The 12,447-nt window shown below is 69.5% G+C and carries 13 protein-coding genes; 8 read left to right on the top strand and 5 right to left on the bottom strand.

Annotation, left to right across the window (positions count from 1 at the left end):
* Positions 1 to 17 precede the first annotated feature (17 nt).
* From ACSNOD_RS05855 to ACSNOD_RS05830, 6 genes are all read left to right on the top strand, one after another.
* Positions 18 to 1,547 carry an integrase gene (locus ACSNOD_RS05855; protein WP_436765661.1) on the top strand — a complete coding sequence of 510 codons (1,530 nt, stop codon included), beginning with the start codon at positions 18 to 20 and terminating at the stop codon, positions 1,545 to 1,547.
* Positions 1,544 to 2,290, top strand: coding sequence for a hypothetical protein (locus tag ACSNOD_RS05850; protein ID WP_436765656.1), 747 nt, complete (start codon positions 1,544 to 1,546; stop codon positions 2,288 to 2,290). Before ACSNOD_RS05855 ends, ACSNOD_RS05850 begins: the two co-directional genes overlap by 4 nt.
* A complete protein-coding gene (locus ACSNOD_RS05845; protein WP_436765655.1) occupies positions 2,272 to 3,276 on the top strand; it encodes a hypothetical protein in 1,005 nt (334 codons plus the stop codon). Before ACSNOD_RS05850 ends, ACSNOD_RS05845 begins: the two co-directional genes overlap by 19 nt.
* A gap of 185 nt (positions 3,277 to 3,461) precedes the next feature.
* Positions 3,462 to 4,394: a hypothetical protein gene (locus ACSNOD_RS05840; protein WP_436765654.1), complete on the top strand. Its 933-nt coding sequence runs from the start codon at positions 3,462 to 3,464 to the stop codon at positions 4,392 to 4,394.
* Complete coding sequence (locus tag ACSNOD_RS05835) at positions 4,348 to 5,409, top strand: hypothetical protein (protein ID WP_436765653.1); 1,062 nt, start codon at positions 4,348 to 4,350, stop codon at positions 5,407 to 5,409. Before ACSNOD_RS05840 ends, ACSNOD_RS05835 begins: the two co-directional genes overlap by 47 nt.
* Positions 5,406 to 5,816 carry a hypothetical protein gene (locus ACSNOD_RS05830; protein ID WP_436765652.1) on the top strand — a complete coding sequence of 137 codons (411 nt, stop codon included), beginning with the start codon at positions 5,406 to 5,408 and terminating at the stop codon, positions 5,814 to 5,816. The genes ACSNOD_RS05835 and ACSNOD_RS05830 overlap by 4 nt, the downstream gene beginning before the upstream one ends.
* Before the next feature lie 111 nt (positions 5,817 to 5,927).
* Here ACSNOD_RS05830 and ACSNOD_RS05825 read toward each other — a convergent pair whose 3' ends face one another.
* The 3 genes from ACSNOD_RS05825 to ACSNOD_RS05815 all read right to left on the bottom strand — a co-directional run bounded on the left by ACSNOD_RS05825 (position 5,928) and on the right by ACSNOD_RS05815 (position 8,696).
* Complete coding sequence (locus tag ACSNOD_RS05825; RefSeq protein ID WP_436765651.1) at positions 5,928 to 6,710, bottom strand: SMI1/KNR4 family protein; 783 nt, start codon at positions 6,708 to 6,710, stop codon at positions 5,928 to 5,930.
* Positions 6,711 to 7,294: 584 nt separating this feature from the next.
* Positions 7,295 to 7,585: a hypothetical protein gene (locus ACSNOD_RS05820; RefSeq protein WP_436765650.1), complete on the bottom strand. Its 291-nt coding sequence runs from the start codon at positions 7,583 to 7,585 to the stop codon at positions 7,295 to 7,297.
* A gap of 523 nt (positions 7,586 to 8,108) precedes the next feature.
* Positions 8,109 to 8,696, bottom strand: a complete 588-nt coding sequence (locus ACSNOD_RS05815; protein WP_436765649.1) for an ATP-dependent DNA ligase — start codon at positions 8,694 to 8,696, stop codon at positions 8,109 to 8,111.
* A gap of 156 nt (positions 8,697 to 8,852) precedes the next feature.
* Here ACSNOD_RS05815 and ACSNOD_RS05810 point away from each other — a divergent pair, with 156 nt between their 5' ends.
* Together ACSNOD_RS05810 and ACSNOD_RS05805 are read left to right on the top strand one after the other, a co-directional pair.
* Positions 8,853 to 9,389 (top strand): AMP-binding protein, encoded by a 537-nt coding sequence (locus tag ACSNOD_RS05810; protein WP_436765648.1) that lies wholly within the window; start codon positions 8,853 to 8,855, stop codon positions 9,387 to 9,389.
* Entirely contained in the window at positions 9,320 to 10,576 is a 1,257-nt protein-coding gene (locus ACSNOD_RS05805; RefSeq protein ID WP_436765647.1) for an AMP-binding protein, read from the top strand. Before ACSNOD_RS05810 ends, ACSNOD_RS05805 begins: the two co-directional genes overlap by 70 nt.
* Before the next feature lie 15 nt (positions 10,577 to 10,591).
* On the opposite strand, the gene ACSNOD_RS05800 is transcribed toward ACSNOD_RS05805, so the two are convergent.
* Both ACSNOD_RS05800 and ACSNOD_RS05795 read right to left on the bottom strand, forming a co-directional pair.
* Entirely contained in the window at positions 10,592 to 11,269 is a 678-nt protein-coding gene (locus tag ACSNOD_RS05800; RefSeq protein ID WP_436765646.1) for a TetR family transcriptional regulator, read from the bottom strand.
* Positions 11,269 to 12,348 (bottom strand): hypothetical protein, encoded by a 1,080-nt coding sequence (locus ACSNOD_RS05795; RefSeq protein ID WP_436765645.1) that lies wholly within the window; start codon positions 12,346 to 12,348, stop codon positions 11,269 to 11,271. The genes ACSNOD_RS05800 and ACSNOD_RS05795 overlap by 1 nt, the downstream gene beginning before the upstream one ends.
* Positions 12,349 to 12,447 lie beyond the last annotated feature (99 nt).

Below are 12,447 nucleotides of genomic sequence, written 5' to 3'. Positions count from 1 at the left end.
CATCAGGAGGGGTCTCGTTGAGCGAGTGGCATGTGGAGTGGGTGCCAGATCCAGGCCGGTGGGGAACGCTGCCAGCGGAGGGTGTCCTGGGGGTGCAGGACCTGCCACGGGCGGTGGCCCGCATCGGCCTGAGGCCGGGCGATCCGGTGTACATACGGCCGGACGGCATGGTGCACCGGGCCTTCCTGGATTTCGTGCGGTCCGAGGTCTTCCGGAATCTGGAACGGGAGACGAAGCGGAATTACGGCACGGATTACCGGCCGTTGCTGAATTTCCTGTCCTCGCGTGGGCGGTCGTGGCGGGAAGCAACGCGGCAGGATCTGGCGGACTACCGACACTGGCGGTGCGATGCTCCGGAGAACCCGGGTCGGATCGGTGGGGCGAAGTGGGACCGTGAGGCGGCCGCCTTCACGAAGCTCTTCAAGTGGGGCAAGGTCTATCCGCTGCCGGTGGATGTCTCCCGGCGCGAGGACCGGGCGCCGGACTCAGTGAGCTCGCGGGTGTCGTGGCTGACACCGCGAACCTGGGATCTATGGCTGGACATCGGGCTGCGTGGCCATACGCGTGCCGGCGTCGCCGAGCTGGGGTGGGAATCGCGCACAGAGCTGCGGAACACCAGCTTCGTGAAGCTGGTGCTGAGTTCTGGGCTGCGTCGGCAGGAGTGCGGCTCGCTCCTGACGATGGAGCTGCCCACGCAGTGTCTTCGCCGCGGCCGCTACCTGCATGGCCAGTTGGCGAGTGCGTCGACCAGGTCGAAGAACAGCCGGACCTATTACGCGTCAGTGGATTCGGTCGGCCAGGTCGAAGCTTATGTGGAGTCGGAGCGGGCGTGGGCGATTCAGCGAGCCCAGGACCGGGGCCTTTATGACCGGCTGCCGATGAGGCGGCTGATCACGAAGGTGAGCCGCGGGTTAAGGCCGAAGGTCGAGTGGGTGGAACGAAACGGAGTCACCGGTGCCCGGGAGTTGAGCCGGCTGGGCTGGCGTGAGCGGCAGTGGCTGTTCCAGCCGGGCCCGGACGGGCCGGAGCCGGCGTGGTTGTGGCTGACCGAGCAGGGCCTGCCCATGTCCCCGGACCGGTGGAACGGTGTGTTCAGGGCGGCGAATCTGCGCTGCGAGCAGGTCCTGCTCGCCGAGGAGGACAGGGCGGTTGACCGGAGGTTCCGGCTTGCGGAGGTGCGCGGGAAGAGCCCGTACGCGACGCCGCATTCCGGTCGGCATTCGTTCGCGCTCTACATGTTGATCCTGCTCAACGAGCTGTTTGAGAAGCGCTACGGGCTCACCAAGGAGGATCGGCGGGACTTCGCCCAGCTCTTCGGTGATCCGTGGTGGCTGGTGAAGACGCTGCTGGGTCACTCGGATGTGGAGACGACGAAGCGGCACTACCTCGCGCCCGTGTCCCACCTGCAGCTCGAGTCGATCCTCGCCGCCGCGGAGAGCGCCGATGAGGGTGAGGACATCAAGGACGTGGACGGGGTGTTCGCCCGGCTGGCCCGGGAGACGGACGGCATCCAGGACATCGACACGATCGTTGGGGTGGCGTCGTGAGCGGGCGTGGACGCAAGGCCGTCCCACCGCCGCCCGACCACTACGTCGAGCCGCCGCTGGGCCCGGAGGGGCTGGTGGTGACGGTCACCAACAAGGCCGGGTTCAAGAAGGAGTACGACTTCGCTGGATTTCCTGTGGCCGGGCCGATGCAACGGTCCCTTGCCGGCGCGTTCGCCAGCCAGTCCAGGAACTGGACAAGCCACCGGTCAGCTCAGAGCTATTGGTCGAGCCTGAAGTTGTTCGCGGACTTCATCTCGGAGCTCGAGAGCCCGCCCGAGGACGTGGTCGGTCTGACCCCCGCCGTGATGCAGAGCTGGCGGGAGGCGAACAGCGGCACCAGCGCCGGCACGAACAAGCAGTCCATGGTTCGCACGGTGCTGCGACAAGGCGTGCGGTTGGTGACAGGGGTCGTGGCAGAGGAGTTGGCCCGTCGGGTCCCAGCCCTGAAGCCGAGCAAGCAGTCGTTTGAGGATGCCGAGTGGGAGCGGGTGGTGCTGACCGCTCAACGGCAGTTCCGGTCGGCCTGGCTGCGGATCGGCGAGAACACGCGCCTGCTGAACAGTTGGCGGGGCAACGATCTCGCCGAGGGAAGCCGTGGGTGGAAGATCGGGAAGATTCTTGATCATCGCGCCCGCACCGGCGATGTTCCCCGCACTCTGCACCCCAGTGGAGACCGCGGTGTGAGAAGCTCACGTCTGCTGGGCGGCAAGGGGGCCGAGCAGACGTGGGGCGGCTGTTCTTGACCCGCGGGCAGCTCACCGCGCTGGCCATACTGCTGACGGACCGGTTCGGATGGAACCTGTCGCACTACGACCGCATGCCAGTGCCGACGATCGCGCCGTCAGCCGGGGAGACCACCTCGCTGACCTACCAGGTCCAGGTCGAGAAGCGCAGAGCGGGCAGCGGGCGGTGGTTCTCCACCGAGAACATCACCGATTCTGGAGCCGACTCGCCCGGGAGGCTGATCACCCAGGCCCTGGAGGCCACCGCGCATGCACGGGCACTGGCCCACCGGCTGAAGCCGGGCGTCGACCTTCTCATGGTTGCGCGCGTCCGCCGCGCTGAGGACGAGCACACGGACCTGGACCGGCCGGCCGTGCACTGGCCCCTGTCCTTCGGCGTCTCCCTCGGGATGAGCAGGTGGTGGGCCGCCAGCAGCGGGCTCGGCGGGTCGCCCTTCCAACGAGCCCGCCGGACGACCGTGACGAACCAGAGACGCCCCCTACAGCACACCCAAGGCACGCACGAGAGTGTCTACGTGCTGCCCGACAAAAGGGTGCAGCGCGCATCGCGCCAGGTATTCGCCGACGGCGCCCTCGATGCCCTGGACCAGGCCCGGGCTGTCGTCTTCGGCGGCACGATGGCGAACGAGCCGAATCCACAACATCAGCAGACAGCGACAGTGGACTGCGAAGACGAGGAAGCCAGCCCCTGGCCGGCTCCCGAAGGCGGCTGCAGAGCGGACTTCCTGCTCTGCCTGGCCTGCGCCAACGCATACGTCCATCCCGGCCATCATCCCCGGCTCGCCCACCTGCACCGGCAGATCGTGAGTCTGCGGTCCGTCCTGGAGGAGGGCACGTTCCGTGAGAGATGGAGCGTTCATCTGACGCGGCTGGAAGACCTGCGCAAGAAGGTCGGTCCGGTCGCCTGGAAGGCGTCATTGGCCCGTGTCAGCGAGGCCGACCGCACCGTTGTCCGGCTTCTACTGAAGGAAGATCTCGGCCCGTGACCAGCCCTGCTGTCGAGTGCGACCCCTACGTTCTGCCTGCCCGCCCCGCAGACCCTGGTAGTGCTGCCCCAGTGGATCAGCCCCGGCAATACCCACGCCAACTCCCGCTACTGCGACGCCGTCTGGCCTCTGGCACCACTGATCGACAACCCCAGCACCTACCTCGTCAAGATGCACTGGAGGCGGTGTCCGGCTCCGCTGCTCGACGAGCTGAAGCTCGTCACCTGGACGATGATCAACGGACGGCTCCGGCCCACCCATCTCAAGGCCCGAAGGCTGGAGCCCGGGCCCGAACATCCGCTCATGACCTTCGGGACACCCACGGCGAGTGGATACGGCTGGCCCGCTGGCTGCACGAACGCCGCATCACCCGCCTGTCCGGCTGCACTGATGATGTGTGGCGGGCCTACATCGCCGAACGCTGCAGCGATGTCTGCCGCGGCCATGCGGAGAAGATCTGCTCCATGTTGACGGATCTGTGGGCGTTCGATCAGCTCAGCGCCCAGCCCGCCGGAGCCACCCGGCCTCCGTGGGACATCGAGGGAGTCGACGCCTTCCCTCCCTCGGTCGGCGGTTCGGACGGCGGCGAGAACAGCACCGAGCCGCTGGACCCGCAGGTTCTCGGCCCTCTGCTGGTCTGGGCTATCCGTTTCGTCGACGACTTCGCCGACGACATCCTGGCGGCCTGGTCCGAACGATGCCGACTGTTCGCCGCAGCCTCCGCCAACCAGGCGACCGCCAAGAGCCAGGTTGCCCTCGAAGAGTTCCTGCTGCCCCGCGTTCGCTCGGGTACCCCGCTGCCCTCCATCCGCCAAAAAGGCCGGAGCACACTGGCCCGCACCTACATAGCCGCTCTCACGGGCGTGAGCACCAGCCGGGTCAACCGGTTCGCCACCAAGCACCAGCTCTACGGCCTGCTCGCCGAGCGTCCGGGCGCGTCTCCCTTGCACGTGCCGATCCGCGGCCAGATCGAGGGGAAGCCCTGGCGCGAGCACATCGACTTCGAAGGCCGCCGAGCTGATGCGGCATCTCGGCACAGCCGCAGTGATCCTCTGCCTGTATTTGACCGGTATGCGCCCGCAGGAAGTGCAGGGGCTGCGATCAGGCTGCTGTCCTGAACCCCAGCCCACGACCGATGGCGCCGCCACGCGACACCTGATCCGCAGCAAGCACTACAAGAACGTCGCCGACGGCGACGGCAACCACATCTCAGCAGGCGAGGACCGCGAAGTTCCCTGGGTGGCCATCACTCCGGTCGTCCACGCCATCCGTGTCTTGGAACGCATGGTCCCTGACGGGGAACTCCTCCTCAGCGCCCGTCACCACGCTTTCGCCTCCCAGGGCGGGCACCACGGAGCGTTGAAGGGCGGTTCGCTGAACGACCGGATCGAGAGATTCGTCGTCTGGGTGAATCGCGAGGCCACGTCCCTCGGGCTGTCCCGTCAGACCGTTCCCGAGGACCCGCACGGAGCCATCGGCATGTCGCGGTTCCGCAGAACCCTGGCCTGGCACATCGCTCGCCGCCCGGGCGGGCTGGTCGCGCTCGCGATCCAATACGGACACATGCGAACCGTCCTGGACGCCCGGACCTCCAGCGGCTACGGCTCCCGCAGCCGCAACGGCATCCACTCCGTCCTCGACGTCGAGACGGCCCTCGCAGCCGCGGACACTGCCGCCCGGCTAAGTGATCGCATGGCCTCGGGGGAGAAGATCTCCGGCCCTGCCGCCCGCCGGGCCGTCGCCGCGGCAGCGACGACCCCGAGGTTCGAGGGCCGCATCGTCCCCGCGAAGTTCGCGAGGAAGGCCGCCGCCTTCCTCGCCCGGGACGGTGTCGTGCTCTACGACAATCCCGACGCGCATCTGATCTGCGCGTTCAAGCACGACAACGCGCTCTGCGAACCCGAACCGGGGGCGACAGCCCCGCGGCAGTACGCCTGCCAGCCCGGCTGCGGCAACACCGTCCGCACCGACACCCACGCCCGCCAACTGCGGACACGGGCTGATGAGATCGACCAGCTGGCCGCCAACAGTCCCGGCCCGCTCGGCAAACGGCTGCGGGCCAACGCCGACCGCCTCCGGGCCACCGCCGACGCCCACGACACCACCGCCCAACCTGCCAAGGCCCTCACATGACCGACCAGCACCCCGACGAGCGGACCCGCATCCGCGAGGCCATAGACCGCCTCCTGGCCGGACAGGCCACCAACTCCAACGGCAGCCTCACCGTCGTCGCCCTCGCCGCCGAGGCCGGCGTCCACCGCATGGCTCTGATGAAGCGGCACGCGGACCTGAAGAACGAGTTCTACGAACGTGTCGGCACCGAGACGGCCCAGGTCCCGGAGCCCGAGAAGCGGCTGCGGGAAACCGTCGCCAAGCTCAAGAAGACCATCGCGAACCAGAGGGCCGAGATCGAGGAACTCCGTCAGCTGGTCACCAACCTCACCCTTGCCAGCGCCGTGCTTACCGAGGAGCAGAGCACGTCAACGAACTCCGCCCCGCCCCCCGACAACGTCATCCTGCTTCGTGCACCCACTACCTGACAGCTGCACCCATTCGGGTCCGCGCCGGTCGACGGGACACCGGGGCGACCCCGTCGACCTGAGCGTCGTCCGCGCTGTCGTGGACGCTGATTCCCGCCCAGCAACTTGTCGTCAAAATGGCAGAACGAAGTCGTGCTCACTGATTGTCCTGGTCACGGTCGGCTCGGCGTCAGGCCAGGCACCGGGAATCGCTTCGATCGCGCGTTGAAGATCACCTTCCGTCCGACCCGTTACGACCAACTCCGTCCCCTCGGAGCCGGGCTCCAGACGGAGCAGCAGGCCAGCGGCAGAAAACCACCGAACGCCCGGTCCCATCGGGTCGAACCACGCCGGGTAGGGCGGCAACGGGACACGTGCAAACTCAGTTTCCAGACAGGCAACTACCTCAGGAGTTGCCTGGCATGCGCGCCCTTGTCGCCACCTGCCTACGACAGCCTCGCTCAGCACGGTTTCAACACAAGCCAGCGACAAGCGATCGAGAAAATGACATCGTTCGGAGTTCGGCAGGCGATCGGAAAACAGAGCGACCGGTGGGTCCTCCCGAGACAAGTCGGTCAGCGACACCCCCCAACCGGCACAGCCTTGATTCTCACTGCGGAAGACCAGAAGTTCGCCGGAAGGGTCGAGCAGCAGTTCCTCCGGCTCCAGCAACGGGTTCTGCTGCGCAACCAGATCTCGCCGTCGACCGAACAACGTGTATGCCTCCCGGAGAGCAACCGGAAGGTGAACGCCGAGGCGGTCCTCAGCTCTCTGTATTTGATCCAGCGTGAACCCATCAGCCGGTGACAATGGAGTGAACCAGGAGGCGGCAAAAGAGCTGACAAATGCCCATGAATCCGCCCGTTTCCTGCACCCACCCGCCAGGACCTCAGCTACGTCGAACGTGTCAGACATGCCGCTGACCCTATGCGGTTGCCAGCCTTCCGCCGATCGACACTGCGACACGTCGGAGTGCCCACCACAGCGGACTCAAGGGGAGCCTGAGCAGTAGCCGCGGGACTGAACAGAAGAACTTGACAGGGAAGATCGCTTCGGTGGTGTGGCGGCGGCGGAGCTTGAACCATCTCCTGGCCCCGGGGCGGTAGCGCTGCGATCTCCCCTTGACCACAAGGCCTTGCGCACAGTCGGTCACCGGCCGTATACCTCGCGGTGTGATCGTGAACGGGTGGCGAGTGCGCGCCACCGCCGAAGAAGCGGTGATTCCGGCAGACGGCACCCTGCGACAGCAGATGACTGCCCGGGGCGCTGCCTCGCGTCCCCGCCCTGGAAGCCGGGGGCACCCTTCAGGTATATCCGACGGTTCGCGTGACCGCGCCCTGAGCCCGCCACGAGGACGGGGTGCCAGGACCGGCAGCCTGGGGCACACACGGTGCCGCCGCACCAGGCGCAACCCTCCCACCCCTGCCCACCCCGGCCCGACAGCGGGCCGCAGCCGGAGCCATCGGCCAGCCGCGGGCACGGGGGGCACAGGGTGGCGGTCAGTTGATGTAGACGCTCTTACCGGACTCGGAGATCGTCTCATCTCCTGGGTTGACGAGCTCGATGACCTGTCCGGAGCAGCCCGCCTCCGAGAAGACAAGGGCGACCTCGTCGGTGTGGTTGGACACGCTCAGGGGCCGGATGTCTGTGTCGTAGCAGCCGCTGGGGTCCTCGTACGCCGTGCCGTTGACGACGAGCACTCCCTGGGCCGCGACGGCGGAGCCGGGGACCGCGAAAGCCAGCGTGCCCGCCGCCATCAGGGAGCCGAGTGACAGCGCGATACGACGCATGGGCATTCCTCCTGCCTGCCGGGGTCGCCGTCCGCAACCCTCCTTAACGCTGACCGTACGCGATCAGACACGAGCGGTCACCAGGCGTGCGGAGACTTCAGAACCCCCGCGCACTGCGCCGCGATGCCGTCAGCACCTACACACACCCATCCGGGCGCCCATGCTTCTTCCTCCCGTTTCGCTTCTCCCCTCTCCCACTCGCCTCATGCCCGCAACCCACATGGGGGTTCTCCCGTTCCGGCGGCCGTTCCAGCGACGCGCGTTTGCTCGCGACTCTCCGCCCCGCCCCCTTGGCGGGTTCGCGCCTCTGTCGGCCCGCCCGAGGCGCGAGGCGTGCACGCTCCGCCTCACCGCGCCTCAGAGGCAGGCCGACCCCGACCTGAGACATTCACCTGCACGTCTATAGCGGCGGCTCACGGGATACCTCTCATGCAACACCGGCGCGTCACGCCTAGCGATAACCCGAAAGGCCAACTCAATATCGGTTTCGGCAGGCTCAGCACCGACCGGCACCACCCTGCCATTAACCGGTCAATCGATCAGTAGTGAACCCTGGCCACAACACACCTTCGACACCGGGGACGTCGGTCCAGGACGTCAGCCACTCCTGGGCGAGCACGGGATCGCTCGTCATAGGGCACAGCGTCCAGGGCGGCGCCAGCTTGTGCTCGGTGAACAGGTTCTCCAACGTGGCGCGGTGGTGCTCATACGGCGCGGTGAGCAGTTCCCGGCCGTCGATCTGGAGGACGTCGAAGGCGACGAAGTGGGCCGGCAGCGCCTCCGCGAGCTGCGCGACGGAGCGAGCCCCCCGCGGAAGCGCGTCGCTGCAGCGCCTCGAAGGAGAGCCTGCTCTCGCTCCAGACCACTGCCTCCCCGTCGAGAACCAGGCCGTGCGGCAGCTGGCGCGCCGCAGCGACCAGATCGGGGAACTGCCGCTGGAGGGTGATCGCGCCGGGACTGCACCAGTACCGTGCCGCCCGGCTCGGCGGGGGTGAACAGCAGCGCCCGGTAGCCGTCGAGCTTGGCCTCGTAGGCGAGCCCTCCGGGCAGGGCGTTGGGGCTGGGGAGGGTGTCGTGGGCCTGGGCGAGCATCGGCTCCACCGGCGGGCACAGCACCACCGCACCACCGCCTCCTCCGGCCGGCCCCTCAGAAGCGCCCTTGCGGGCCGGCACCCTTCGACGTGCCAGGAGCTCCGACGCCTCTCACGGCCGCAGGCGCCCGCCGCGCGCCCGGTGCGCCCGGTGCACCGCCGTTTCGAACGAGGACGTGCACATCGACCGGAAGGGATTCGAGCCGGAGGACCGTCCGGGGCCGGTGTCCCTGACCTCCGCGGGCACCATCGGCGCGGCCCTGCTGGAGATCGCCGACCGCGATCCCGGCCGGCCGCTGGCCTACGTCGAGGGCTCGGGGGAGCCGGTGCGGCTGACCGCATCCGAACTCGCCGAGCTGGCGGGGGCCGCGGCGACCACGCTGGCCGAGCACGGGGTGCGCCCCGGTGACCGGGTCGGTGTCTGCATGGACACCGGCGTCGACGCCTACGCGGCGCTGCACGGCTGCTTCCTGCTGGGCGCCGTCCCCTTCGTGTGCGAGCCGCCCCTGGCCACCATGCGCCGGCAGCGCTGGGAGGACCGGCTGCGGCTGCTGATCAGCCGCGCGGAGCCACGTGCCGTGGTGGCCTCCCCGGAGTTCCGGGACGCCGTGTCGGCCCGTGCGCCCAGGCCGGGGTGGCGATCGTGGAGCCGCCGTTCGAAGGCGGTCTGGTGCCGGGCTCGGTGCGGGCGCGGCCCGGTGACCTCGCGCTGATCCAGTTCACGTCCGGCACCACGGGCGACAGCCGGGGCGTGACCCTCACCCACGAGGCCGTCTTCGCCAATGCCGCCGCGATCGGTGACCGTGCCTACCGCTCGGGCGATCTGATCGTCAGCTGGCTGCCGCTCCACCACGACATGGGGCTGATCGGACTGAACCTCGCCCCGCTGCTGCACGGCCTGCCGGTGGCGAGCATGCCGCCGCTGTCGTTCGCGCTGCGCCCGGAGCGGTGGCTCTGGGCGATGCACCGCTACCGGGGCACCTTCACCTCGGCGCCGAACTTCGCCTACCGGCTGTGTGTCACGAACGTGCCGGACGTCAAACTGGAAGGGCTCGACCTCCGTGCCTGGCGGCTCGCTGGCAACGGCGCCGAGGTGGTACAGGCCGGCACGCTGCGCGCGTTCGCCGAGCGGATGGCTCCCTACGGCTGCCGGGATCGGGCGATGACGCCCTGCTACGGCATGGCGGAGATCACCCTGGCGGCGACCATGTGCGTGCCGGGCGACCCGCTGATCACGCTGCCCGTGCGCCGCGACCGGTTGGCCGCCCACGGCGAGGTCGTGGAGGCCTCGCCGGACGATCCCGACCGGCAGGAGCTGGTGTCGTCGGGCAGCGCGCTGAAGGAGATCGAGATCCGGGTGGTGGACGAGGCGGGCGCGGACCTGCCGGACCGCCGCCAGGGGACGATCCTGCTGCGCTGCCCATCCATGATGTCGGGCTACTACCGCCAGCCCGAGGAGACCGCGAAGGTCCTCGACAACGGCTGGCTGGACACCGGGGACCAGGGGTTCCTGGACAACGGCCAGTTGTACGTCACCGGCCGCATCAAGGACGTGGTGATCATCGCCGGGTCCAACTACCACCCGTACGCCTTCGAGGCGGCGGCCGCCACGGTGGACGGTCTGCGGGCGGACGCCGTGGCCGCCGTGGGCTGCCCGGACCCGGAGCGCAGCACCGAGGCACTGGTGTTGGTGGTGGAGTCCCGCAGCCACGCCGACGCCGAGCGCGTCGCGGAGATCCGCGCTGCGGTGATCGCGGCGGTCTCCGCGGAGACGGGGCTTCGTCCCGACCGGGTGGAGGTGGTGCCCCGGGGCGCCCTGCCGAAGACCCCGAGCGGCAAGCTGCAGCGGCGCCAGGTCGTGAAGGCGCTCGTCAACGGGACACTTCCCGGGCTCCGTTGAGGGAGTACGGTGGTATCACGGCAGGGGCGGCGGGGTGCCCAGCCGGCCCAGCAGCATGGCGTCGGCGTACGGCCCGTAGAGGTCCACGACCGTGTCCAGGTCCATGTCGGCCAGCGGGCCGATGGGCACCACGTAGCGGCCGGTGACCAGCCCGACGAGCAGGGACGCCACGAGCACGGCCCGCAGTTCGGGGTCGGGGGCCGGGATCCGGCGGGCGATCGGCATCAGCAGTTCGCCGCCGGCCACCTCCCGGAACAGCTGCGAGGCCTCGGGGTGTTCCATCGCGGAGCGGAAGACCACCAGGAGCGAGGAGCGTGACGCGGCGTCCTCCCAGCGGGTCAGGAAGCCGCGGACGAGCCGGCTGCCGGGCCCGCCCCGCGTGCTGTCGGACCCGGCGCTGCCCGGGGGTCCGTCGAGGAGCTCGGGCAGGGCGGGCAGCAGCTCCTCGGCGCGCATCGCCTCCCGGATCACCACGGAGAAGACCTTCTCCTTGCTGCCGTAGTGGTACATCACCAGGGCCGGGTCCACACCGGCGCGTTCCGCGATGGCCCGGACGGTGGTGCCGCGGTAGCCGTGCCGTGCGAACAGCTCGACCGCCGCGAGCCGGATCAGCTCGCGGCGGTTCTCCTGCGTCCCGTCGGGACCGGCCGGCCCCGCCGACAGGCCGGCGGGACCGCTGGGCTCGGCCGCCATCAGGCCGTCCGCGGGTCGCCGGCGGGCAGCGCGGAGGCGGGCACGACGACCACGACCGGGCGGAACGGCCGGAACCGCTCCACCACCAGCGCCACGACCCAGGAGACGGCCGCCCACAGCGCCAGGGTGAGCAGCGGGCCGCCGGCCGCGTTGCCGTCGAAGTAGAAGACCCGCCGCAGGAGGGAGACGGTGCTGCCCATGGGCAGGTACTCCGAGACGGCCGCGTAGAAGGCGGGCTGGAAGTGCGGGTTGACGACACCGCCGGACGACGAGACGCCGAGCGGCAGTACGAGCAGCGCGCCGACGACGATGCCGAGCGCGCGCAGCAGCGCCTGACAGGCCGCCACCACACCGACGACGGTCAGCGACAGCAGGATCGCGATTCCCAGCAGCTCCGCGAAGTGGCCCGTGAGGGCGCCGGTGACGGGACCCGCGAGCAGGGCACCGATCAGGCCGGCGACCACCGCGTAGGCAACGGAGGCCAGCCAGCGCGCGGGGGCCCGTTCGCCTCCGGCCGCCAGGCTCAGGCCCACCTGGAAGAGCAGTCCGCCCACGGACAGGGCGACGCACAGCAGCACCGCGCTGACCCCTCGGGAGTCGTGCTCGGGCAGGGGCGCGACGTCCTGCACCAGTGGCGGGGTGCCGAGTTGGTCGGTCAGTCGCTCGTAGGCCGAGGTCGCCGCCCGGGTCGGCGCGTCGCCCGCCGCGCTCGCGGTGAGCAGGGCGGGAGCGCCCTGGGGGCCGATGATGATGGCGCCCAGGACCTCCTGGTCGCGCAGCGCTTCCCGGGCCGCCTTCTCGTCGGCGTACTCGATCACGTCGAAGGCGCCCGGTGCGCCCGCCTCCAGCTGCTGGCCGAGGCGCTCGACGGCCGGGGGCGGTCCGGCCACCCCGAGCGGCATGTCGTGCGGGGCGGGGTTGCGCAGGCTGGGGATCATCAGCCCGGCGAAGGCGATGACCAGGAAGAGCCCGAGCAGCGACGGGCCGAGCAGCACACGGTAGTTGGGGGAACGCCGGGTCGTGGCCGGCGGTTCGGGCGGCGCTGTGCCGGCGGTCGGCCCGGCAGCCGGAGAAGTCACGATCTGCTCCCTGTAGCTGACAAACAGGATGATTCCACTCAACAGGCGTTGAGAACCAGTCTGGCGTGCTCCGTGCGGTCGCCACAACTCCCCCTGCGG

It is taken from the genome of Streptomyces sp. URMC 123 (genome assembly GCF_051386515.1).
Classification (GTDB): domain Bacteria; phylum Actinomycetota; class Actinomycetes; order Streptomycetales; family Streptomycetaceae; genus Streptomyces.
This window is presented reverse-complemented; position numbering and strand designations above follow the sequence as displayed.